Origin of the sequence: Sphingomonas faeni, from assembly GCF_040407495.1 — a bacterium.
Classification (GTDB): Bacteria; Pseudomonadota; Alphaproteobacteria; order Sphingomonadales; family Sphingomonadaceae; genus Sphingomonas; species Sphingomonas faeni_D.
This window is the reverse complement of the sequence record NZ_JAPZPP010000005.1, coordinates 242263-265430: the sequence shown is the minus strand read 5'-3', so window position 1 is coordinate 265430 and position 23168 is coordinate 242263. Positions and strand designations below refer to the sequence as shown.

Sequence of the window (23168 nt, the reverse complement as noted above, 5' to 3'; positions counted from 1 at the left end):
GCTACGTGACAATATGCGCGGGCAGGAGAGTGATCATGATCGGTTCGGCAGCTACACCCACCACTTCGACATCGGCCACACCGCCAGTCGTGCATGGTCTGGCGTATGGCGTGCTGGCATCCGTCATGATGTGGATCGTCATTGCAGCTGTGATCTACAACTTCGTCTGAACGGCTCAATCCGGCAAGTCGAATGGGTTGAGCCGAAGAACGGCCGGGATGGTCGGTGTCAGCCGACCTCCACCACCAGCTTTCCGATCGCGGCGCGTGCCGCCATTTTGGCGATTGCCTTGCCGCCGTCTTCGAATGCGAAGGTTTCGGTCACGCGCGGCGCGATCTTCCCTTCGGCCCAAAGATCGAACAGCGTTTCGATGTGCGCCTGGTTCGCCTTCGGATCGCGCGCCGCGAAAGCCCCCCAGAACACGCCGCAGACGTCGCAGCTTTTGAGTAGCGTGAGGTTGAGCGGGAGTTTCGGGATGCCGGCGGGGAAACCGACGACGAGATACTTGCCCTCCCAGGCGATCGATCGGAGCGCGGGCTCGGCATAGTCGCCGCCGACCGGATCGTAGATCACGTGTGCGCCATCGCTACCGACTGCGGCCTTGAACTGTTCGGCGAGCGCCTTCGACTGGTCCTTGTCGAACGGGGCGCGGGCGTAGATCAGCGTTTCGTCGGCGCCGGCGGACTTGGCGGCGGCAGCTTTTTCCTCGGACGAGACCGCGGCGACGACCTTGGCGCCGAACGCCTTGCCGAGTTCGATCGCGGCGAGCCCTACCCCGCCGGCCGCGCCCAGCACGAGCAGCGTCTGTCCCGCCTTGATATGGCCGCGGTCGAGCAGTGCGTGGATCGTCGTGCCGTAGGTGAGGATCAGCGACGCGCCCTCGGCGAAGCTGCGGCCTTCGGGGAGGCGGTACAGCTTGGCGGGGTCGGCGATCACCTGCTCGCTCAGGCCGCCGTGGCCGAGCATCGCGATGACGCGGTCGCCGACTTCCCAGCCCGTCACGCCTTCGCCAATCGAATCGATCGTGCCGGCGATCTCGCCACCCGGTGCGAACGGGCGTTGCGGCTTGAACTGGTATTTGTCTTCGATGATCAGGACGTCGGGGAAGTTGATCGCGCAGGCCTTGACCGCGACGACAACCTGTCCGGGGCCGGCTACCAGATCGGGCAGCTCGACCATTTCCAGAGTTTCAGGTCCGCCGACTGCCTTCGACACCAATGCTCGCATACCCGCTCTCCACCGTCGTCCAGGGGCGATTCGATGCGACCGCCTCCTCGAATTTCGAAATCTGGGTATCCCTTGCCAGCGTCAGGCCGACTTCGTCCAGCCCTTCCATGAGACACTGGCGACGGAATGCGTCGAGTTCGAAGGTGAAGCGGTCCTGGAACGGGGTGGTGACGGTCATCGCCTCGAGATCGACGGTGACGGTCTGGTCCTTTGCAACCTCCAGCAGGCGATCGATCGCCTCCTGGGGGAGCACGACGGGGACGATGCCGTTCTTGAACGCGTTGCCCGAGAAGATGTCAGAGAAGCTCGGCGCGATCACCGCGGTGATGCCCATGTCGGCGAGCGCCCAGGCGGCATGCTCGCGACTGGAGCCACAGCCGAAATTATCGCCGGCAATGAGGATCGGCGACCCGGCATAGCGCGGGTCGTCGAAGATGTTGCCGGGTTGCGCGCGGACCGTCTCGAACGCGCCACGGCCAAGACCGGTGCGCGTTATCGTCTTCAGCCAATGCGCCGGGATGATGACGTCGGTGTCGATGTTCTTCGCGCCCCAGGGATAGGCGCGGCCCGAGACGGTCGTGACGGGGGTCATCGCTGTTCCGTGCGCTCCGGGCCCGTGCGCTCCGGCGTGGTGCGCGCCGATGCGACATAGGCCGCGACGCCGCTGATCATCGCGCCGGCCGCCAGCAATACGAAAACCTTCTTCATGCTCTTTCCCCCATCAACTCTCTGACGTCGCTCAGCTTACCGGTAACCGCCGCCGCTGCCGCCATTGCGGGTGATACCAGATGCGTGCGCGCTCCGGGACCCTGTCTGCCGACGAAATTACGGTTCGACGTGGAAGCGCAACGCTCCCCCGCAGGGACTTTGTCCGGGTTCATCGCGAGACACATCGAACACCCCGGTTCGCGCCATTCGAAGCCGGCGGCGATGAAGATCCGGTCGAGCCCTTCGGCTTCGGCCTGACGCTTCACGAGGCCGGAACCGGGGACGACGAGCGCACGAACTCCGGTCGCGACGTGGCGACCGTCGGCGATCGCCGCAGCGGCGCGGAGGTCCTCGATGCGGCTGTTGGTGCAGCTGCCGATGAAGACGTGCTGGATCGGCACGTCGCGCATCGCGGTGCCGGCGGTCAGGCCCATGTAATCGAGCGACTTCTGTGCCGCCGCCTGCTTGGCGGGATCGGCGAAGCTCGATGGTTCGGGGACGAATCCGGTGATCGGCACGACGTCCTCGGGGCTGGTGCCCCAGGTGAGGCCGGGCGCGATGTCGGCGGCGTCGAGCGTGACGGACTTGTCGTAACGCGCGCCGGGATCGGTCGCGAGGCTGCGCCACCAAGCGACGGCCTTGTCCCAGTTGTCGCCGGTCGGGGCCATCGGGCGGCCCTTGAGATAGGCGAACGTCGTGTCGTCGGCCGCGATCAGGCCGGCGCGCGCGCCCGCCTCGATCGACATGTTGGCGATCGTCAGGCGACCTTCGATCGACATGTTCCGGATAACGCTGCCGGTGAATTCGATGACATGGCCGGTGCCGCCCGCCGCGCCGATCTTGCCGATGATCGCGAGGATGACGTCCTTCGGGCTGACGCCGAAACCGAGTTCGCCGTCGACGCGCACTTCCATCGTCTTGGCCTGCGACAGCAGCAACGTCTGCGTGGCGAGGACATGCTCGACCTCGCTGGTGCCGATCCCGAACGCCAAAGCGCCGAGTGCGCCGTGCGCCGACGTGTGGCTGTCTCCGCAGACGAGCGTGGTGCCGGGAAGCGTGAAACCCTGTTCGGGGCCGACGACGTGGACGATGCCCTGCTCGATGGCGGTCGCGTCGATATAGTCGATACCGAACTCGGACGTGTTGCGGCGGAGTGCGTCGAGCTGCTGCGCGCTTTCGGGGTCGGCAATCGGCAGGACGCGGCCGGCGGCGTCTTTGCGCGCAGTCGTCGGCAAATTGTGATCGGGGACGGCGAGCGTCAGGTCGGGGCGACGCACTTTGCGGCCTGCCACGCGGAGGCCTTCGAACGCTTGCGGGCTGGTGACTTCGTGGACGAGGTGGCGGTCGATATAGATCAGGCAGGTGCCGTCGTCGCGGCGTTCGACGACATGCGCCGCCCAGATCTTTTCGTACAGCGTTTGGGGAGTGGCCATGATGCGGGCGCGTTAACCGAAAAGGGGTGCTGCGCCAAGGTTGTATGTAATTTTCGGTCGCTGAAGCGTGCGCGTGGAGCGATCGCGAGAAGCTTGTTCTTCCGCGAGGGGGGGGCCAGACTGGGTCTTCGCCTTCGATGGGTAACAAGGAGGGATCGCCCCCTGCCCCGTCATCCTGACGAAAGTCAGGATCCAGAGTTACGGAGGGCGGTGCTTGGTATCCTGGGTCCTGACTTTCGTCAGGATGACGGGAGGGGAGGCATCGCTTTGTTCAGGAAGGCGACGCTGTCGGCCAACACCGGCGCCTTGCCGCGGAATGGTTTCGAGAGTGCCATCGCGACGTTCTCGTGGCTCAATCCGGGATAGTCGATGTGCGTCACCGGCGCGCCGAGCGCCTTCAGCCGCGCGGTGAGGTTGATCGCGTTGTGCGGCTTGACCTGCGTGTCGTCGCCGGCGGTGATCAACAGCATCGGTGGTGCGTCCGGACGCGCGAAGTGGATCGGCTGGGTCATTACCGGGTCGGCGGCGCCCTGCATCGCGTCGATCGCGCGCTTGGCGGTGAAGGGGTAGAAGTCGTACGGCCCGCACAGGCCGACCGCGGCCTTGATGATGTGCGGGTCGACGCCCTCCGCCTTCAGCCAGCGCTCGTCGAGCGTCAGCATCGCGACGGTGTAGGCGCCCGCGGAATGGCCGGCGACGGCGATCCGGTTCGGATCGCCGCCAGCCTCTGCGATATGGTCGCGGGTCCATTTCACCGCTTCGGCGCCGTCCTGGAGGAAGGCGGGGAAGCGGACGTCCGGCACTTTGCGGTAGTCGGGCATGACGACGACGTAACCCGCCTTCGCATAGGCGCGCGCGGCGAACGCGTAGGCGCCGCGCGAGCCGTGGACCCAGCCGCCGCCGTACCAGAAGATCAGCACCGGCAGGCCGGTCTTCGCGCCGCCGGACGGGCGCCAGACGTCGAGCTTCTGGCCGTGCGTGCCGAACGGGACACCTTCGCGGATGCGCGCCGTCCCGCGACCGCCACCCATGATACCGTCGAGGACGCTGAGCGTGCCGGGGCCTGCGGTGAACGCCGTGCCTGCGATCAGGATCACGATCAGCGCAACAATGATCGCGGCGCGGCGCATCAGCGGCGGAAGTCCGCGGTGATCGATCCGCATGTCACGAGGTCTGCCTCGTGGCTCTCCTCGCGCCATGTCTCGGCGAGTGCGGTCGCTTCCCATTCGCGCATTGCCGGGTGGGCGATGATCCGCTCGACCCACGCGAGACCTGCCGCACCGATGTCGATCGTGTAGGTCCGGATGCGGAACGCAACCGGCGCGTAGAACGCATCGACGGCGGTGAACTCTGCGCCAGCGAGCCAAGGTCCACCGAACCGGTCGAGCCCTTCGCTCCAGAGTTCGGCGATCCGCGCGACGTCGCGGTCGAGCGCGTCGCTGCCGGGGGCGGCATTCACGCGGACGCCGACGTTCATCGTCCGCTCGTTCCGCAGCGCGGAGAATCCGCCATGCATTTCAGCGGTCGCGCAGATCGCCCACGCGCGTGCCTCGGCGTCGATCGGCCAGACGTCGTCGTGACGCTCGGCGAGGTAGAGGACGATGCCGAGCGAATCCCACACCGTCCGCGCGCCGTCGATCAGCACCGGCACCTGCCCGGTCGGCGAGAAGGCGCGGAACGCTTCGTAATTCACCGGCTCCAGGAACGGCTCGATCCGGTCCTCGAACGCAATGCCGAGCGCCTTCATCAAGACCCAGGGGCGCAGCGACCAGCTCGAATAATTCCGGTTCGCGGTGACGAGAGTGTAACCCATCAGGCGGTGTAGTTTGCCGTAGTCTTCGCGGCGATCTCGTCCGCGGTGACGCCCGGCGCCATCTCGACCAGCTTGAACGGACTGTCGTGATCGGGGCGCTGGAACACGGCGAGGTCGGTGACGATCATGTCGACGACGTTCTTGCCGGTCAGCGGCAGCGTGCACGACGGGATGAACTTCGGCGTGCCGTCCTTGGCATTGTGGTCCATCACGACGATGATCTGCTTGACGCCCGCGACGAGATCCATCGCGCCGCCCATGCCCTTGATCATCTTGCCCGGGATCATCCAGTTGGCGATGTCGCCGCCTTCGCTGACCTCCATCGCGCCCAGCACCGTCAGGTCGATATGCCCGCCGCGGATCATCGCGAAGCTGTCCGCCGAGCTGAAATACACCGACGAAGGGAGCTCGCTGATCGTCTGCTTGCCGGCGTTGATCAGGTCGGCGTCCTCCTCGCCTGCGTACGGAAACGGCCCGATCCCGAGCATGCCGTTCTCCGACTGGAGCGTTACGGTCATACCCTCGGGGATGTTGTTCGCGACCAGCGTCGGGATGCCGATGCCGAGATTGACGTAATAGCCGTCCTTCAGTTCCTGCGCCGCACGCGCGGCCATCTGGTTACGGTCCCAGGGCATCAGTGCATTCCTTCCTGGATGGTGGTGATGGTCGTGAATTGTTCGCGGAGCTCGGTGCCGACGCCGTCGACGATCGCCTGCAACGCGGCGTCCTCGTCGAGGCCCCAGGTGCCCGCATAGGCGCGCGCGGCGTGGCGGATCGTGTCGGCGAGAAGGTAGCCGAACACGGTCGGATCCTCGAGGATGCCCGCGTCGATCAGGACGTTGCTGCCCGCGCCGTTGGTGATCCAGATGCGCGCGACCTCGACCGATTCGCTGGTGAGTTGCGCGCCCTTGTCGAGTGCGATCGCGTTGGGGTGGTCGGCCATTAGCGTACGCCTCCAGTCGGGGCCCAGCGGACTGCTGGCGGGAATACCTCGTCGCGGTTCCCCTTGAGCGCGGTGCCGTAGACGGGGTTGGGCAGGACGAACCACCCTGCCCCCCATCTGGCCGCGATCGCGGGCGATTGGACTGTTGCGCGACGCGCGGCGGGGGTCTGGCCGGCGTTGAACAGGTCGCTGAAGTCGCCGAGCTGGTCGCCGCCCATCGCGACGACGCAGTATTTCGCAGCGATCGTCGCGCGGCGACCGTCCTTCTTGGAGCCCATCGCGTCGTCGCCGGCGAGGAACAGCGTTTCGCCGTGGCGCGCGGGGCCGAGGCCGGCGGCTTCGATCGTGGCCTCAGTCTGTGCGGCGTTGGCGGCGGAGCGGTTGGTGTTGAAGATTACCGTGACACCCATCGCGCGGAGCTGCGTGAGCGCATTGAGCGCGCCGGGGACGGGGGCGACTTGCTTGACGCCGGTGCGCTCCCAGTCCTGCCAGCGCGGGTCGGACCATGTTTGGCCGGAGGACGCATCGTATTCGAAGCCGAGGTTCAGGAGGATGGTTTCGTCGACGTCGAACACTGCGGCTTTGGGTTTGGTGCCGCAGGGGGTCCAGGTGGGGGCAGCCAGCGAGGCGCCTTGGGCGAGGACGACGGAGGTTGGTGTACGTTGCGCGCGGACGTAGCCGACGAGCGCGTTCCAGGCCTGGATGCTGACGGCCGCGGCTTCGCCCGAGGCGTAGAGATACTGCATGCCGGCTGGGACGCCGTCGACCGTGACGGGCGCGGAGACAGTCGGCGTCGCTGAGATCGACGTCGGCGCGGACACGCTCACGCAACCTTGGAGCGCCAGTGCCCCTGCGAACGCAGGGGTCCAGGATACCAAGCGCCACGCCCGCGACCGTGGCCTCCTGCGTGCGCAGGAGAACAGCAGCGGGTTCACGCGGAAACCCGCTCGCGGACGGTGCGGAACTCGATCTGCTTGTCGTACGGCGCGCCGACGATCATCCGCTTCACATAGATCCCCGGCAGGTGGATCGTGTCGGGGTCGAGACTACCGACGGGGACGATCTCCTCGACCTCGGCGACGCAGATCTTCCCCGCAGTCGCCATCGGCTGGTTGAAGTTACGCGCGGTCTTGCGAAAGATGAGGTTGCCGCTTTCATCCGCCTTCCAGCCCTTGATGATCGCAAGATCGGCGCGGATGCCGCGTTCGAGGATGTATTCCTGGCCGTCGAAGACCTTCGTTTCCTTGCCCTCGGCGACCTGCGTGCCGACGCCGGTCTTGGTGTAGAAGCCGGGGATGCCCGCTCCCCCTGCCCGGCAGCGTTCGGCGAGCGTACCCTGCGGGCAGAACTCGACCTCGAGTTCGCCGCTCAGATATTGCCGCTCGAATTCCTTGTTCTCGCCGACATAGGACGAGATCATCTTCTTGACCTGGCGCGAGCGGAGCAGTTTGCCGAGGCCCTGCCCGTCGATCCCGGCATTGTTGCTGGCGATCGTGAGGTCCTTCACGCCCGACGCCTCGATCGCGTCGATCAGCCGCTCGGGGATGCCGCACAGCCCGAACCCGCCCGCGCAGATCGTCATGCCGTCGAACAGCACGCCTTCGAGCGCCGCCGCCGCGTCGGTGTAGAGCTTGTTCGCCATGCATCCTCCTATCGTCTTTCGCCTCGCATAAGGTGCTGGCCGTCGGTCGGCAACGTACGTCGAGCGACACGCCGCATCTCTCCGTCATCCCCGCGAAGGCGGGGATCCATATCCTCAAGGGATCGCGGTCATGAGGCGAGGTCAGCCAGTATGGGTTCCCGCCTCCGCGGGAATGACGGTTGGGGTTGGAATGACGGTTGGGGAGGAAATGCCGAGCCTTCCTCCCGACGCCTTCAATACGCCAACTTCAGGCCGGGGCGCTTCCACCGCGTCCTTACCAGCCGCCCACTACCCGAGCAGGTGATGTACGCGTCCATCATATCCGTGCCGCCCCAGCAGATGTTGGTCGTGAACACGTCGTCGGTCGCGACGAACTCGACCAACTCACCCGCCGGCGAGATCACGCTGATCCCGCATTCGCCGATCGTCGCGACGCAGATGTTGCCGCACGCCTCGACGCCGAGCGAGTCGAAGAACTTGTAGCCGGCGGGGCGATAGAGCGGCGTGCCCGAGGCGCTGGCGACCTTGCCCGGCGCGACGATGTTGAACGCCATCAGCAGGCAGGTGAACGTCTCCGCCGCGTAGAGCCGCGTGCCGTCGGGCGAGAGGCCGATGCCGTTGGGGTTTTCGCTCGGGAAGATGACTTCTTCCAGATGGCTGCCGTCGGCTTTCGCGTAGAAGATGCCGGTGATGTCGCGTTCGCGGTCGCGCGATTTGCCATGATCGGTGAACCAGAAGCCCCCGTGCGAATCGAAGACGATGTCGTTCGGCCCTCGCAGCGAGCAACCGAAATCGCCGTCCTTGTAGAGGATCTCGACCGCGCCGGTGGCGATGTCGATCCGTTCGACCCGGCCGCCGGAATAGTCGTCCGGCTGGCCGTGCGGGGTGAGTAAGCCGTTCGTCTCGCGCCAGGCAAAGCCGCCATTGTTGCAGCAATACAGCTTGCCGTCGGGCCCGATCGCGAGGCCATTGGGGCCGCCGCCGGGTTCGGCTACCGTCGTTTTCGTTCCGTCTGGGGTGACGCGGATGATGCGGCCTGCCTCGATCTCGACGAGGATGACGCTGCCGTCGGGCATCGCCACAGGGCCCTCGGGAAAGCGCAGGCCGTCGGCGACGGTGGTGAAGTCTGTCATGATCCTCTCCGGGCGAGTCGGGTCGGTCCCGGCTTCGATGCCAGCGTAACCGCGTCTCGACTTCGCGCACAACGGACGGCAGGATGCGCGGATGATCACACCACGCACCGGCGGCCGTATCCTGGTCGACCAACTCGTCGCACAGGGCTGCGACCGGATTTTCACCGTGCCGGGGGAGAGTTTCCTGGCGGTGCTCGACGCGCTGCACGACACGCCGGCGATCGACCTCGTCGTGTGTCGGCAGGAGGGCGGCGTCGGGTTCATGGCGTGCGCGGACGGGACGCTGACGCATCGGCCGGGGGTGGCGTTCGTGACGCGTGGGCCGGGTGCGACCAACGCATCGATCGGCGTGCATGTCGCGATGCAGGATTCTCAGCCGATGATACTTTTTGTGGGCGATATCGACCGAGCCACGCGCGACCGCGAGGCGTTTCAGGAGATCGATTTCCAGGCGATGTTCGCACCGATCGCAAAATGGGCGGCGCGGATCGACGATGCACGGCGCATCCCGGAATATGTCGCGCGCGCCTATGCGACCGCGATGTCGGGGCGGCCGGGTCCGGTGGTGCTCGCGCTGCCCGAGGACATGCTGCTGGATGTGGTCGAGGCGGTGGATCGGCCGCGGGTCGAGCGGGTGGCGCAGGGCTGTGACGCCGATACGATGGACTTGCTCGCGGATTTGTTGACCACCGCTGAGCGGCCGGTGGCGATCGTCGGGGGTGCCGGCTGGGATGTGGCGGCGTCGGGGGCGTTCTCGACCTGGGCGGATCGCAACGGCATTCCGGTGGCGGCGGCGTTTCGGCGGCAGGATGCTATTCCGAACGACTGCCCGGTCTGGGCGGGTAACCTGGGGTACGGGCCCAATCCGAAGCTGGTCGAGCGGGTCAAGGCGGCGGATCTGCTGCTGGTGGTCGGGCCGCGGCTGGGGGAGGCGACGACCGACGGCTATGCGCTGATCACGCCCGATCATCCGGGGCAGCGGCTGATCCATGTGCATCCCGATCCGGATGAGTTGCACCGGGCGTACCGCGCGGATGTGGCGGTATGTGCGGGGATGGCGGAGTTTGCCGAGGCGTTGCTGGCGGTCGACTTGCCGCCGCGGACTGCTGGACAAGAGGCGCATGCGGAGTGGCTCGACTGGTCGACGCCGGCTCCACGGGATCTGGTGATGGACCTCGGGCCTTGCGTGGCGGCGATGCGCGAGCGGCTACCGGCGGATGCGATCATCTGCAACGGCGCGGGGAATTACTCGGGCTGGTGGCATCGGTACTGGGCGTATGCCGGGCCGGGGACGCAGCTTGCGCCGACTGCTGGGGCTATGGGGTACGGCGTGCCGGCAGCGGTTGCGGCGTCGTTGCGGCATCCGGAGCGGACCGTCGTCGCCCTGGCAGGCGACGGCTGCTTCCTGATGAACGGCCAGGAACTGGCAACCGCGGTGGCACACGGCGCGGACATTCTGGTGATCGTCGTGGATAATGGCGGCTACGGCACCATCCGCATGCACCAGGAGCGCGAGTATCCGGGGCGGGTGTCTGGGACGACGCTACGCAATCCGGACTTCGCCGCGCTGGGGCGGGCTTATGGGTGTTGGGCCGAAACCGTCGAGCGGACCGAAGATTTCGCAGTGGCGCTCGACCAGGCGATGACCCGGTCGGGCGTGCGGTTGCTGCATGTGAGAACGGATATCAAAGCAATCACCGCCGGGACGACGCTGGCGAAGGTTCGGGGCTGACCCTGCCCGTCACGGTCGGCGGTGAAGTTTGACGACCAGCCCGCCGTCCCCCTTCATCGTCACCGTCTCGCCGGCCTTCAGTCTGACCACGTCGTTCATTTCAACCGTTCGTGTGCTGGCCTGGACCGGACATTGCCCGGTTCCAGGGCGGGTCCAGCGTAACGTAACGGCGACGCCGCTATCCGCTTCGTCGAACCTGGTCGGTCGCAATTGCAGCGAGAAGCCTGTCTGTACGCCGCTGCGATATCCAGCCCGGACGCCGCAATCATTTTCCTCTGCTTCGGTCTGATCGCGCCGGAAGCTTGCCGCCGCATTCGATGCCACCCGAAGCGATCCCGTCCAGACGACCGCACCGTCCGCTCTAACGTCGACATCGACGACGTAGCGTTCGGCGACCGCCGCGCCGCCGAAACCGCGCTGCAAGACGTTCGACGTCATGATCGGCGGTGCCGGCGGTGCCGGAGGCGCCATGGGGAGCATGGCAGACGCCGTCTGGATCAGGGTCGTGATGATCATGATACTCTCCTGGAAAGCACCACCCTACGCGCGGTCCGTTAGCGCAACGACAGGATTATGCATTAACGGCCTCGAGCGCGGCGCGAACCGCAGCGACGGCTTCCGCGGCCTTGTCGCCGTCAGGACCACCGCCCTGCGCCATGTCGGGACGGCCGCCGCCGCCCTGACCGCCCAGCGTGGCGACCGCGATCTTGAGCAGGTCGACCGCGTTGTGGCTGGCGACTAGATCCGCGGTCACGCCGACCGCGACCGAGGCGCGGCCGTCGTTGATCGCGACCAGCATCGCGATGCCGGAACCCAGGCGCTGCTTCGCCTCGTCGACCGCGCCGCGCAGGCCCTTCGCTTCGAAGTCGTTGAGCACCTGACCGATGAACGCTACGCCGGCGATCTGTTCGGGGCCAGCCGCTTCGCCCGATCCACCACCGCCGAGCGCCAGCGCCTTCTTCGCATCGGCGAGTTCGCGTTCGAGGCGGCGGCGGTCTTCGAGCAGCGACGCGACGCGCGCCGGGACTTCGTCGGGGGTCGACTTCAGCACTGCCGCCGTCTCGCGGAGGCGGTCGTCACGGCTGGTCAGGTACGCGCGCGCCGCTTCGCCGGTGAGCGCTTCGACACGGCGGATGCCGCTCGAGACCGCGCCTTCGCCGACCACCTTGACCAGGCCGATGTCGCCGAGTGCGTTGACGTGCGTGCCGCCGCACAGCTCGATCGAGTAGGTGCCTTCGTCGGTCGAGCCCATCGACACGACGCGGACTTCGTCGCCGTATTTCTCGCCGAACAGCGCCATCGCGCCCATCGCGATCGCGTCGTCTGGGGTCATCAGCAGCGTCGTCACCGCGCCGTTGCCGCGGACCTGCGCGTTCACGTCGGCCTCGACCTGCGCGATGTCGGCGGCGGTCATCGCGACCGGCTGCGAGAAGTCGAACCGCAGGCGGTCGGGCGCGACGAGGCTCCCTTTCTGCGCGACGTGCGTGCCGAGGCGTTCGCGCAAGGCCTCGTGCAGGAGATGCGTTGCGGAGTGGTTCGCGCGGATCTGTGCGCGGCGGGCGACGTCGATCTGGAGCTTGACCGGGTCGCCGACCTTGATCTCGCCGGCGCTGACGATCGCGTGGTGGACGAACACGCGGCCGAGCTGCTTCGAGGTCTCGGTGACGTTCGCGAGCAGGCCGGAGTCGTTGGAGATGTGGCCCGCATCGCCGACCTGTCCGCCGCTCTCGCCGTAGAAGGGCGTCTGGTTGACGACGATCGCGACGGCGTCGCCGGTGGTGGCGTGGTCGACGCGCGCGCCGTCCTTGACCAGTGCGACGACCTCGCCCTCGCCGGTATCCGATGCGTAGCCGAGGAATTCGGTGCCGCCGGTCTGCTCGACGATGTCGAACCAGATGTCGTCCGAGGCCTTCGCGCCCGAGCCCTTCCAGGCGGCGCGGGCGGCGCGCTTCTGCTCGGCCATCGCGGTGTCGAAGCCTTCGCGGTCGACCGCGATGTTGCGTTCGCGCAGTGCGTCCTCGGTCAGGTCGTACGGGAAGCCATAGGTGTCGTAGAGCTTGAACGCGACGTCGCCCGCCAGCGTGCCGTCGGTCATCCCGGTGGTCGCTTCGTCGAGCAGCTTCAGTCCCTTGTCGAGCGTCTGGCGGAAGCGCGTTTCCTCCTGCTGGAGGGTCGCTTCGATCAGGGGACGTGCGCGCGACAGCTCGGGATAGGCGGCGCCCATCTCGGTGACGAGCGCAGGGACGAGCCGGTGCATCAGCGGCTGCTTCGCGCCGAGAATGTGCGCGTGGCGCATGGCGCGGCGCATGATCCGGCGCAGGACATAGCCGCGGCCCTCGCTCGCGGGCAGCACGCCGTCGGCGATCAGGAAGCCCGCGGTGCGCAGGTGATCGGCGATCACGCGGTGGCTGGCGGTGTTGGCGCCGTCGGTCGCGGTATGTGTCAGCGCGCCCGACGCCGCGATCAGCGCCTTGAACGTGTCGGTGTCGTAATTGTCGGTGACGCCCTGCATGACCGCGGCGATGCGCTCGAGCCCCATGCCGGTGTCGATCGACGGCTTGGGCAAATTGCCGACGATCTCGGCATTCTCCTGCTCATACTGCATGAACACGAGGTTCCAGATCTCGACGAAGCGATCGCCGTCCTCGTCGGGGCTACCGGGAGGGCCGCCGAAGATATGGTCGCCGTGGTCGTAGAAGATTTCCGAGCACGGCCCGCACGGCCCGTTGTCGCCCATCGACCAGAAATTGTCCTTGGTCGGGATGCGGATGATGCGGTGATCGGGGAGGCCAGCGACCTTCTTCCAGAGATCGAACGCCTCGTCGTCGGTGTGGTAGACGGTGGCGGTCAGCTTGTCCGGCGACAGGCCCCATTCGCGCGTGAGCAGTGTCCACGCGTGAACGATCGCCTGTTCCTTGAAATAATCGCCGAACGAGAAATTGCCGAGCATTTCGAAGAACGTGTGGTGGCGCGCGGTGTAGCCGACATTGTCGAGATCGTTGTGCTTGCCGCCGGCGCGGACGCATTTCTGCGACGAGGTCGCGGTCGTATAGGGGCGCGATTCGAGGCCGGTGAAGACGTTCTTGAACGGCACCATCCCGGCGTTGACGAACATCAGCGTCGGGTCGTTCTGCGGCACGAGCGGCGCGCTGGGCACGATCTGGTGCCCCTGCGATCCGAAATAGTCGAGGAAGCTGCGGCGGATGTCGTTCGTCGATGTCATGCGCGGGGACTTAGGCGAGCGGGGCGGTTCGCTCAAGTCGGGTGTGTGAAGGGCCGTGCAGTAGAGATGGGTGTCGGCGAACGCGCGCGCTGCACGCATCCGATTGAAACGAAGAGAGCTTGTTTCCCCGCGAAGGCGGGGATCCAGACTGGGCTCCCGCCTTCGCGGGAGAACAAGGGAATGGGCGATGCGGCAAGAGCAACACCACCCCGGCGAAGGCCGGGGCCCAATTGGGGAACGGCGATAACGAAGCGCTACGCTACATTATTTCGACCTTTCCAATTGGGCCCCGGCCTCCGCCGGGGTGGTGGAGCGCGCGGTGAGCGTAGCTATCCCCGGCAACAGCCTTACCCCAATGGCGCATCGATCGACTTAGGCGGTTCGCTGAACCATTTCGGGCCCACATCGGTCATGTGGAAGCAATCCTCGATCCGCACGCCGTACTTGCCCGGAATGTAAATCCCCGGCTCGTCCGAGAAGCACATCCCCGCCGCAAGCTTCGTCGTCTCGCCGCGGACGAGGTTGACGGGTTCGTGGCCGTCCATGCCGATGCCGTGCCCGGTGCGATGCGACAGGCCGGGTAGCTTGTACCCCGGCCCATAGCCCAGCGTTTCGTAATACCGGCGGACCGCGTCGTCGATGCTTCCGGCGGCCGCACCGATCTTCGCTGCAGCGAACGCGATCTGCTGGCCGCGGGCGACCTGGTCCCACACCTTACGCTGGTCGGCAGTTGCCGCGCCGTGGACCCAGGTGCGCGAGATGTCGGACTGATAGCCCTGCACGGTGCAGCCGCAGTCCATCAGCACGACTTGGCCGTCGGCGACGCGGTGGATCTCGCGGCTGCCGTGCGGATAGGCGGACGCCTCGCCGATCAGCGCCAGCGCGAACTCGGGGGCGCCGCCAAGCTTGCGCGTCGCGGCGTTCATGAGCGCGCCGATCTCGGGGCCGGTCATGCCCTTTTCGACGCGCGGCTTGGTCCAGCGATACGCGGCCAGCGTAACCTCGGTGGCCGCCTGCATCAGCGCGATCTCGGCCGGGGTCTTGATCATCCGGCAGGCGCGGACGACCGGGTCGGCGGACACGATCTTTGCCCCGGGCAACACGCGCGCGAGACCGGCATAGGCGAAATAGCGCACCTCCGCCTCCAGGCCGATCGGCCGCGCGGCCAGCTTCCGGTCGCGCAAAAACCCAGCGACGACGGCCAGCGGGTTCTCGTCCTCCTGCCAGACGCGCACCTCGGCGGGGACGGCGAGCGTCTCGCGCACCGAGGGCTCCTCGAAGAACGGCGTAACGATGCACGGTTCGCCTTCGACCGGCAGGATCGCCAGCGTCAGCCGCTCGCTCGTGTGCCAGCGGACGCCGGTGAAGTAGATCATCGACGATCCCGGCTCGATCAGGACCGCGCCGATGCCCGCCGCCTTCATCAGCGACTGCGCGCGGGCGAGCCTTGCGGCGCGTTCGGCGGCGTCGATCGGCTTGGTGGGTCCGGTGATGTCGGACAGCGCCGACAGGTCGGGCTCGGCGGCGCGGAGGATCGCGGTGGTCGACAGCAACGGCGCCGCGATGGCGAGGCTCAGCAGGTCGCGACGCGAGGGGCTGAAGGCGGGCTTGTGGGGTGCGGTCGACATCGCCGGACGATAGGGTCCTTGACCCGGGCGCCGCAATCCCCTTCCCTGTTCGTACTTCTCGGGAGCGATTAATGGCCAAGCGGCTAACCTATTACATCTTGTTCGGCCTCGTCGCGGGGATGGTCGTCGGCTGGATCCTGAACGCGTCGATCGACGACGGCACGGCCGAGTCCGCCGAACGGCTGAAGGACATCGCCGGCTATTTCTCGATCGTGACGACGCTGTTCCTGCGGCTGATCAAGATGATCATCGCACCGTTGGTGTTCTCTACGCTGGTCGTGGGCATCGCGCATATGGGCGATACCGGTGCGCTCGGGCGGGTCGGATTGCGCAGTCTTGGCTGGTTCATCTGCGCGAGCCTGTTGTCGCTCACGCTGGGCCTGATCCTCGTCAACGTGTTGCAGCCGGGCGTCGGGCTCGCGCTCGCGATCCCGCCGGCGACCGCGTCGAGCGGCGTCGACCGCGCGGCGTTCGATCTCGCGAAGTTCATCACGCATATCGTCCCCGATTCGATGATCGCGGCGATGGCGGGCAACGAGATTCTTCAGATCGTCGTGTTCTCGGTGTTCGTCGGCGTTGCGATCACCGCGGTCGGCGAGAAGGCCGCGCCGCTGGTGAAGGCGATAGAGGCGCTGGTCGCGGTGATGCTCCAGATCACCAATTACGTGATGCGGTTCGCGCCGTTCGCGGTGTTCGCGGCAGTGACCGCGACGCTCGCCGAGCGGGGGCCGACCATCCTCGGACAGCTCGGCTATTTCATGCTGGGCTTCTATATCGGCCTCGCGCTGCTGTGGGCGATGCTGATCGGGATCGCGTTCCTGCTGATCGGTCCGCGGACGCGGTTGCTGGTGCGGTATATTCGCGATCCGTTGATCCTCGCCTTCTCGGCAGCGTCGTCGGAGGCGGCGTATCCGCGGACGCTGGAGGCGCTCGACCGGTTCGGCGTGCCGCCGCGGATCGCGAGCTTCGTGCTGCCGCTGGGCTATTCGTTCAACCTCGACGGGTCGATGATGTACATGACGTTCGCGTCGCTGTTCATCGCGCAGGCTTACGGGATCCACATGCCGATCGGGCAGCAGATCGCGATGCTGCTGGTGTTGATGGTGACGTCGAAGGGGATTGCGGGGGTGCCTCGCGCATCGCTGGTGGTGATCGCGGGGACGCTGTCGATGTTCAAGATTCCGGAGGCGGGGATCCTGCTGATCCTGGCGGTGGATCATTTCCTCGACATGGGGCGCTCGGCGACGAACGTGATCGGGAATGCGGTGGCGGCGACCGTGGTGGCGAAGTGGGAGGGCGGGCTCGATGAGCGCGAGCCTGCCGATCGGGATTTTCCGCATGCGCCGACCGGGCATGGGCCGAAGGTGGATGTGGACAGCTATGAGAAGATCGGGCCGGGGCAGGTTTGAGGGTGGACGGCCATTGTGAACCGGTGGCCTCTCAAGGTTGCCCTTTTACGCTGGCGGACCACTGAAGAAGTTCCTCCCCGGCGAAGGCCGGGGTCCAGTTGGGGGACGCTAACGGTGACCGCCGCGCCTCGTTACTCCAACCTTTCCAACTGGGCCCCGGCCTTCGCCGGGGTGGTGTTCAGGGGAAAGTTGCGTTCTCAGCCTCGATGCGGCTTCTGACCTGCATCCCTCAAGCGTAGGCGTAGGGCCCGCCCTTCTTTAGACCAGCCTGATACGCGGGTCGTGCGTGGACCTTCGCCAGCCATGCGATCGTCGCGGGGCGGGACTCGTTGAGACCGCCTCGGCTGCGGGCGGCTTCGAGGGGGAAGCTCATCATGATGTCGGCGGCGGTCATTTCGGCGCCGGCGAACCAGGGGCGCTTCGACAGTTCGGATTCGACATAGTCGAGATGGACGTCGATCATCGGCTGGATCTTCTTGGTCGCTGCCTTGCCAAGGATCGGGACGCGCGCGAGGACGAGTTTCAGAAGTAGCGGCGGCATCATCGAGCCTTCCGCATAGTGGAGCCAGAACCGGTAGCGCAGCGCGTCGGCGCGGTTGGCGGGGGCGCCTAGCCTGCCGTCCGCCTTGTCGACGAGATATTCGACGATCGCGCCGGTTTCGGCAATTACGGCTCCATCATCCTCGATCACCGGCGACTTGCCGAGCGGGTGGACTCGCTTGAGTTCGGGCGGGGCGAGCATGGTCTGCTTGTTCCGCTTGTAGCGCTTGATCTCGTAGGGGAGGCCAAACTCCTCGAGCATCCACAGGATCCGCTGCGATCGCGAGTTTTCGAGATGGTGGACGATGATCATGCTGAGCCCCCTGAGTTCTATTCGGACGATTTGCGCGCGGTCCAGATCCAGGCGGCGGCGGGGAATTCCACCGTGTTGCCACTTCGGTACCGGTCGCAGACCTGGGTGAGACGCGCGATGTAACCATCGCGTTCCTCGGGGGCGGCGTCGCGGATGGCAGAAGCCGCGGGGCCGATGCGGCGGAAATAGTCGACGGCGTCGATTACGGGGTCGGCGCCCTCTCCCGCCCGATAGGCGAATCCGACACGCTCGGGTGACGCGACATGCCAGCCGGATTTCTTGAGGATGCTCGCGACATAGGTCGGGTCGGCGAAGGCGAAGGGGCCGGGTGCGGTGGTTGCCGGAGCGTCGGCATTACCGCCGGTCGCGGTGATGATTTCCGTGGCCCAGCGGTTGGCGGCGCGGTGGGCGAAGCAAGAGAAGACGAGAGCTGCGTCGGGAGCGGCGGCTTCGGCGAATGTCGTGAAGGCGGCGACGGGGTCGGCGAAGAACATGACGCCGTGGCGGGAGACGTAGAGGTCAATTGGGGCGTGGTTCGGGGCGGCGGCGGTGATGTCCGCGCACTCGAACCTAGCGTTGGCTTGGGCTTTGGCGCGGTGTTTGGCGATCTCGATCAGGGTGGGTGAGAGATCTATGCCGGTTATCTGCGCGGTCGGAATGGCTTGGGCGGTAGCTAGTGAGGTTGCTCCCGCGCCGCAGCCTATATCGATAGTCTCATGGGTTTGGGGGATGGCGGCGGCTAGGATCGCGGCGTTCAAATGCGGGGTTAAGTTGGTGAAGCTGCGGTCGGTTCGGCGCCATTCCTTGGCCCAGACGTCGCCAATTCTGCCGGTCCAGTCGTAGGCGGTGGTCATGGGCTGGGGTGCTTTTTGGTTGCGGTTCGGGGCAGTGGTTTGAAGTGGAGTATAGGAAGTGTAGACGCCGGCGCAGGTTTTGTGTTGCGGGATTTTGTGGCTTTCTCGAGCTTGGCGCGCTGATCTTCGCTTCCTTGTTTCCCCGCGAAGGCGGGGATCCAGACTGGGCTCCCGCCTTCGCGGGAGAACAGGGGGGCGGGTGTTGTTGATCGGTAGGAACAGCTACCCCGGCGGAGGCCGAGGCCCAGTTGGGATATGATCGTAACGAAAGATCGCGCTTCGTTATTGCCACCTTTCCAACTGGGCCCCGGCCTTCGCCGGGGTGGAGTGTTGGAAGAACGGCGGTACGATGCCTACGTAGAAATCAGACGTCGTCACAAAGCCGAGGCTGACGCCGATGCAAGCCCGATGCCGCCCCCCTACACTATCAACCGCGTGCCCTCACTCTCCCATTGCCAGAGCGACGGATCCCTCCTTCTCCCCGGAGGGAGAGGGTAGGAAAATCAGGCGTCGTCGCCTTCTTCGGGGCCGGCCATCATTTCCTCGGCGACCTTGTCGGTGCGCGCGCGGATCTGCTTTTCGAGGCGGTCGGCGGTTTCGGGGTTGTCCTTGAGGAACGTCTTCGAGTTCTCGCGACCCTGACCGAGGCGGACGCTGTCATAGCTGAACCACGCGCCCGACTTCTCGACGAGGCCCGCCTTCACGCCAAGATCTAGGATCTCGCCGAGCTTCGAGACGCCCTGCCCGTACATGATGTCGAACTCGACCTGCTTGAACGGCGGGGCGACCTTGTTCTTGACGACTTTCACGCGCGTCTGGTTGCCCGTTACCTCTTCACCGGCCTTGATCGCGCCGATGCGGCGGATATCGAGGCGGACCGAGGCGTAGAACTTCAGCGCGTTGCCGCCGGTCGTCGTCTCGGGGTTGCCATACATGACACCGATCTTCATGCGGAGCTGGTTGATAAAGATCACCATGCAGCGCGAGCGGCTGATCGAGCCGGTCAGCTTGCGCAAGCTCTGTGACATCAGGCGGGCCTGGAGGCCGACATGGCTGTCGCCCATCTCGCCTTCGATTTCGGCACGCGGCACGAGTGCTGCGACCGAGTCGACCACCAGCACGTCGATCGCGTTCGAGCGGACCAGCGTGTCGACGATCTCGAGCGCCTGCTCACCGGTATCCGGCTGCGACACGATCAGTTCGTCGATGTTGACGCCGAGCTTCTTGGCATAGACCGGGTCGAGCGCGTGCTCGGCATCGACGAACGCCGCAGTGCCGCCGCCCTTCTGCGCTTCGGCGATCACGTGGAGCGCGAGCGTGGTCTTGCCCGAGCTTTCCGGACCGTAGATCTCGATCACGCGACCGCGCGGCAGGCCGCCGACACCGAGCGCGATGTCGAGCCCGAGCGAGCCGGTCGAGATGACCTCGACCTGCATGGTTTCCTTGGAGCCCAGGCGCATTGCCGAGCCCTTGCCGAAGGCGCGGTCGATCTGCGCGAGCGCGGCGTCGAGCGCCTTCTGGCGGTCGTTGGTTGCGGTTGCCATGCCGGTGTCGATCACTTTCAGATTAGCGGCCATTGATAAGCTCCCATCGCTAAAGCAAGCGCGCGTGCCATTCAACGCGTCAAACATCATGTATTCTCTTTGTTCTCATGGAACAAGTAGGGAACGATGGGTCTGTGGGAAAAGATTTGGGGCTTGGTCGCCTTCGTGCAAGTGCCGTTCGCGGCACTGCGCAGTTCGGCCGCTTCGATACAAGACGGGATCCCCAGCCTCGAAGGCCAGCGATCAGACTGCGACGCCAGCCGGTATGCGTTCCCGCTTCCGCGGGAATGACGGGGTAGGCGGCGATCTTTGATCGATATCCGCTCAGTCTTTATTGGGCGGGCTTATTCGGGGGCGCATTGAATCAGGCGAGCGTCGTTGCGAGCGTCCACCATCCGCGGGCTTGCGCGGCCGTGGCGGCGGTGTCTCTGGCTTCGGCGGTTTCGAACAGCGCGAAGCAGGTGGCGCCGGAGCCGGACATTCTGGACAGGAGGACGCCGTGTGCTGCGTCGAGGAGCGTGCGGACTTCGGCGATTATGGGGGCGAGCGCCAGCGCGGGGGGCTCTAGGTCGTTGCGGCCTTCGGAGGCACAATCGAGGAGATTGCCTTCGGGGATCGGGCCTCGGTCGTGGCCGTCCCATGTCTTGAAGACGGCGGCGGTGGAGACCGCGACGCCTGGGTTTACGAGCAGGAGGGGGGTGCCGGACAGACCTTCGAGATTGGTGAGAGTGTCGCCTTTGCCGGTGCCGAGCGTGGTGCGGTTGGCGAGGCAGGCGGGGACGTCTGCGCCGAGCTTTGCGGCGATTTCGTGGAGGCGGGGGTCGGTTGGGGGTACGCCGTGGAGGCGGGCTAGCACGCGGAGCGTGGCGGCGGCGTCGGCTGAGCCTCCGCCTATGCCCGACGCGATGGGGAGGTGCTTTTCCAGAGTTATGGCGTGGTGGGTTTCTGGAGCGAACGCGGTGGTGAAGGCGTCTGCTGCGGCGGTTACTAGGTTGCCATGCCAGGGGGCGTTGCCTGGAGTGCCGCTGGACGAGCGGGGTGCTTCGTCATTTGCCGTGCCCGATTGGGCCCCGGCCTTCTTCGGGGGGGTGTTTGGGAGGAGGGCTGCGGCGAAGGGGCCGGTTATGGTGAAGCTGTTGGCTTGGGCGGGTTCTACCGTGATCAGGTCGCCGTCGGTGGCAAAGGCGAAGAGGGTTTCCAAGTCGTGGTAGCCGTCGGGGCGGCGGTGACGGACATGGAGGGCGAGATTGATCTTCGCGGGAGCTGGTTCGGTGATGGCGGGCATTGTCGGTCTCGGGAGTTGGCTGCGAAGGGTTCCAGCGCGGCTTAGCGTAATACGCGATGTCTGCGGGTTTAAGCACGTCATCCTGACGAAAGTCAGGATCCAGGTAACGATTGCTGCCGTCCTTGGCTCTGGATCCTGACTTTCGTCAGGATGACGGCGGACCTGAGGTGCCGTGCACCTCGCTAGTTGCTGGCGGTATCGCGATCACTTCCGCGGTTCGTCCGGCGCTCAGAATTCGTTGTGATCTCGCGAAGCGGCCCCTTCGCCGTCAACTCGCTTTGCCCTCCCCACGCCTGCGGGCCCTTTCCCTCTTCCGGTGGGAGAGGAGGGGTTTCAGCGGCGGGCGTTGGCGGGAAGGCCGCTGGCGATCTTGGCGGTTATGCGCGCGATGTCTGCGGGTTCGGCGGTCAGCAAGGCGGCGCGCCAGGCGTAGCGCGCTTCGTAGTTTCGACCGGTGCTCCAATAGGCGTCGCCGAGGTGGTCGGCGATTTCGGCGTTGGTGGGTTCGGCCTGCGCGGCGGTTTCGAGCAGGGGAAGCGCTCGGGTGGTGTCACCGGAGAGGTGATAGGCCCAGCCGAGCGAATCGGTGATCGACGCGTTCGTCGGGTCGATACGGGTGGCGCGTTCGAGCAGCTTGATCGAGGCGGGTATGTCGTCGCCGTGCTCGACTTGCGCGAAACCGAGATAGTTGAGCGCGAGCGGTTGCGCGGGGCCGCGGGCGACGGCTTTTTCGAGCGCATCGCGCGCTTCGGGCCAGCGGCCGGCCTGGTCGAGTGCGCCGCCATATTGCAGCCAGTTGCCCCAGCTGCCGCCCCTGGCGCCGTCCGCGGCGATGACGCGCTGGTACCAAGTCGCGGCTTCGGCGGGGTTGCCGGTGGTCAGCAGCAGGTCGGCGTAGCGTTGCCAGTCGGCGGGCTCCGACCCCTTCTGGTCGACGCGGTTCTTGGCAGCGGCGAGCGCTTCGCCGTCGCGGTTGGCGGTGGCGAGGACGTCGATGCGTTCGGCGGCGGCGGCCGGTGCGGAGGGGCTCCTGGCGTCGACGCCGTCGAGCACGACGAGCGCGCGGTCGACCAGCTTGTTGCGGGCGAGCGCATCGGCGAGGAGAACGCGCGCTGCGTCGTAGCTGGGGTCGGCGCGCAGGGCTGCCTGGGTGAGCGCAATCGAGAGCGGCGAGGGTTCGCCTGCGCTGAGGTCGCTGGCTAGGCGGGCGAGCAGGCGCGAGATGCCGATCGACAGCGGTTGCTTGCGCGGTGCCGCAGCGATCAGCGCGCGTGCCTCGGTGGCGAAGCGGTTGGCGACGGGGTCTTTTGCTGCGGTCGCGAGCGATGGCTCGGGATCGCGACCTTCGGCCTGTGCGACCCAGGCGTAAAGCGAAGGCGCGAGGACTACGAGCGGGCCGCTCGACAACGTGGCGATCGCTGCGCTCGCGGCCTTCGAATCGTTGCGACGGGCGGCATCGGCGAGCGGGATCAGCGCAGCGTCGGCGGGGGCTACGCCGGCCTTGTCGAGCACCGCGACGGCACGGGTCGCGAGCGACATGTCGCCGGCCTCCAGCGCTTCACGATAGGCGCGGATCGCGACGACGGGATCGTCGGGCGATGCCGCCAGCACCTTGGCGTAGCTGGCGGCGGCCAAGCCCGTCTCGCCGGCGGCATCGGCGGCACGGGCCTTCAGATAGGCGGAAAGGTCCGCCGGCGCCGCGGTGGCGGGCGCCGCCATGGCGAAACCGAGTGCTAAAAAC

General features: G+C 66.4%; 21 protein-coding genes. 3 read left to right on the top strand and 18 right to left on the bottom strand.

Annotated features, from left to right (window positions below):
- The first annotated feature begins 35 nt into the window (after positions 1-35).
- Positions 36-170: a hypothetical protein gene (locus O6W96_RS16215; RefSeq protein WP_353470521.1), complete on the top strand. Its 135-nt coding sequence runs from the start codon at positions 36-38 to the stop codon at positions 168-170.
- Between the two features lie 58 nt (positions 171-228).
- Here the strand turns inward: O6W96_RS16215 and O6W96_RS16210 are convergent, their stop codons facing one another.
- From O6W96_RS16210 to O6W96_RS16165, 10 genes are all read right to left on the bottom strand, one after another.
- Positions 229-1227, bottom strand: a complete 999-nt coding sequence (locus O6W96_RS16210) for an NADPH:quinone oxidoreductase family protein (protein WP_353470520.1) — start codon at positions 1225-1227, stop codon at positions 229-231.
- The gene (gene leuD / locus O6W96_RS16205; protein ID WP_353470519.1) at positions 1190-1819 is read right to left on the bottom strand and encodes a 3-isopropylmalate dehydratase small subunit; all 630 of its coding nucleotides are present in this window, start codon (positions 1817-1819) and stop codon (positions 1190-1192) included. Before leuD ends, O6W96_RS16210 begins: the two co-directional genes overlap by 38 nt.
- A gap of 112 nt (positions 1820-1931) precedes the next feature.
- Positions 1932-3368 (bottom strand): 3-isopropylmalate dehydratase large subunit, encoded by a 1437-nt coding sequence (gene leuC, locus O6W96_RS16200; protein ID WP_435372232.1) that lies wholly within the window; start codon positions 3366-3368, stop codon positions 1932-1934.
- A gap of 239 nt (positions 3369-3607) precedes the next feature.
- Complete coding sequence (locus tag O6W96_RS16195) at positions 3608-4531, bottom strand: alpha/beta hydrolase (protein ID WP_353470518.1); 924 nt, start codon at positions 4529-4531, stop codon at positions 3608-3610.
- On the bottom strand, positions 4498-5181 hold the full coding sequence (locus O6W96_RS16190; protein WP_353470517.1) for a glutathione S-transferase family protein: 684 nt from the start codon (positions 5179-5181) through the stop codon (positions 4498-4500). Before O6W96_RS16190 ends, O6W96_RS16195 begins: the two co-directional genes overlap by 34 nt.
- Entirely contained in the window at positions 5181-5816 is a 636-nt protein-coding gene (locus tag O6W96_RS16185; protein WP_353470516.1) for a CoA transferase subunit B, read from the bottom strand. The genes O6W96_RS16190 and O6W96_RS16185 overlap by 1 nt, the downstream gene beginning before the upstream one ends.
- Positions 5816-6124, bottom strand: a complete 309-nt coding sequence (locus O6W96_RS16180) for a DUF5076 domain-containing protein (RefSeq protein ID WP_056047204.1) — start codon at positions 6122-6124, stop codon at positions 5816-5818. The genes O6W96_RS16185 and O6W96_RS16180 overlap by 1 nt, the downstream gene beginning before the upstream one ends.
- Positions 6124-6945, bottom strand: coding sequence for an HAD family acid phosphatase (locus tag O6W96_RS16175; RefSeq protein ID WP_435372231.1), 822 nt, complete (start codon positions 6943-6945; stop codon positions 6124-6126). Before O6W96_RS16175 ends, O6W96_RS16180 begins: the two co-directional genes overlap by 1 nt.
- Before the next feature lie 110 nt (positions 6946-7055).
- On the bottom strand, positions 7056-7766 hold the full coding sequence (locus tag O6W96_RS16170) for a CoA transferase subunit A (protein WP_060523860.1): 711 nt from the start codon (positions 7764-7766) through the stop codon (positions 7056-7058).
- Between the two features lie 233 nt (positions 7767-7999).
- Positions 8000-8899: an SMP-30/gluconolactonase/LRE family protein gene (locus tag O6W96_RS16165; protein ID WP_353470515.1), complete on the bottom strand. Its 900-nt coding sequence runs from the start codon at positions 8897-8899 to the stop codon at positions 8000-8002.
- 91 nt (positions 8900-8990) lie between these two features.
- On the opposite strand from O6W96_RS16165, the gene O6W96_RS16160 reads away from it, so the two are divergent.
- Positions 8991-10631, top strand: a complete 1641-nt coding sequence (locus O6W96_RS16160) for a thiamine pyrophosphate-binding protein (RefSeq protein WP_353470514.1) — start codon at positions 8991-8993, stop codon at positions 10629-10631.
- Between the two features lie 9 nt (positions 10632-10640).
- On the opposite strand, the gene O6W96_RS16155 is transcribed toward O6W96_RS16160, so the two are convergent.
- The 3 genes from O6W96_RS16155 to O6W96_RS16145 all read right to left on the bottom strand — a co-directional run bounded on the left by O6W96_RS16155 (position 10641) and on the right by O6W96_RS16145 (position 15482).
- Positions 10641-11147, bottom strand: a complete 507-nt coding sequence (locus O6W96_RS16155) for a hypothetical protein (RefSeq protein ID WP_353470513.1) — start codon at positions 11145-11147, stop codon at positions 10641-10643.
- A gap of 55 nt (positions 11148-11202) precedes the next feature.
- Positions 11203-13854 (bottom strand): alanine--tRNA ligase, encoded by a 2652-nt coding sequence (gene alaS, locus O6W96_RS16150; protein WP_353470512.1) that lies wholly within the window; start codon positions 13852-13854, stop codon positions 11203-11205.
- 347 nt (positions 13855-14201) lie between these two features.
- Positions 14202-15482 carry a M24 family metallopeptidase gene (locus O6W96_RS16145; RefSeq protein WP_353470511.1) on the bottom strand — a complete coding sequence of 427 codons (1281 nt, stop codon included), beginning with the start codon at positions 15480-15482 and terminating at the stop codon, positions 14202-14204.
- Positions 15483-15553: 71 nt separating this feature from the next.
- Between O6W96_RS16145 and O6W96_RS16140 the strand changes: the two genes are divergently transcribed.
- Positions 15554-16891, top strand: a complete 1338-nt coding sequence (locus O6W96_RS16140) for a dicarboxylate/amino acid:cation symporter (protein ID WP_353470510.1) — start codon at positions 15554-15556, stop codon at positions 16889-16891.
- Between the two features lie 229 nt (positions 16892-17120).
- On the opposite strand, the gene O6W96_RS16135 is transcribed toward O6W96_RS16140, so the two are convergent.
- The 5 genes from O6W96_RS16135 to O6W96_RS16115 all read right to left on the bottom strand — a co-directional run bounded on the left by O6W96_RS16135 (position 17121) and on the right by O6W96_RS16115 (position 23146).
- Positions 17121-17744, bottom strand: coding sequence for a glutathione S-transferase family protein (locus O6W96_RS16135; RefSeq protein WP_353470509.1), 624 nt, complete (start codon positions 17742-17744; stop codon positions 17121-17123).
- Between the two features lie 17 nt (positions 17745-17761).
- Positions 17762-18598 (bottom strand): class I SAM-dependent methyltransferase, encoded by an 837-nt coding sequence (locus O6W96_RS16130; RefSeq protein WP_353470508.1) that lies wholly within the window; start codon positions 18596-18598, stop codon positions 17762-17764.
- 503 nt (positions 18599-19101) lie between these two features.
- Positions 19102-20175, bottom strand: a complete 1074-nt coding sequence (gene recA, locus O6W96_RS16125) for a recombinase RecA (protein ID WP_056047175.1) — start codon at positions 20173-20175, stop codon at positions 19102-19104.
- Between the two features lie 331 nt (positions 20176-20506).
- A complete protein-coding gene (locus tag O6W96_RS16120; protein ID WP_353470507.1) occupies positions 20507-21427 on the bottom strand; it encodes a 4-(cytidine 5'-diphospho)-2-C-methyl-D-erythritol kinase in 921 nt (306 codons plus the stop codon).
- A gap of 333 nt (positions 21428-21760) precedes the next feature.
- Positions 21761-23146, bottom strand: a complete 1386-nt coding sequence (locus tag O6W96_RS16115) for a tetratricopeptide repeat protein (RefSeq protein WP_353470506.1) — start codon at positions 23144-23146, stop codon at positions 21761-21763.
- Positions 23147-23168 lie beyond the last annotated feature (22 nt).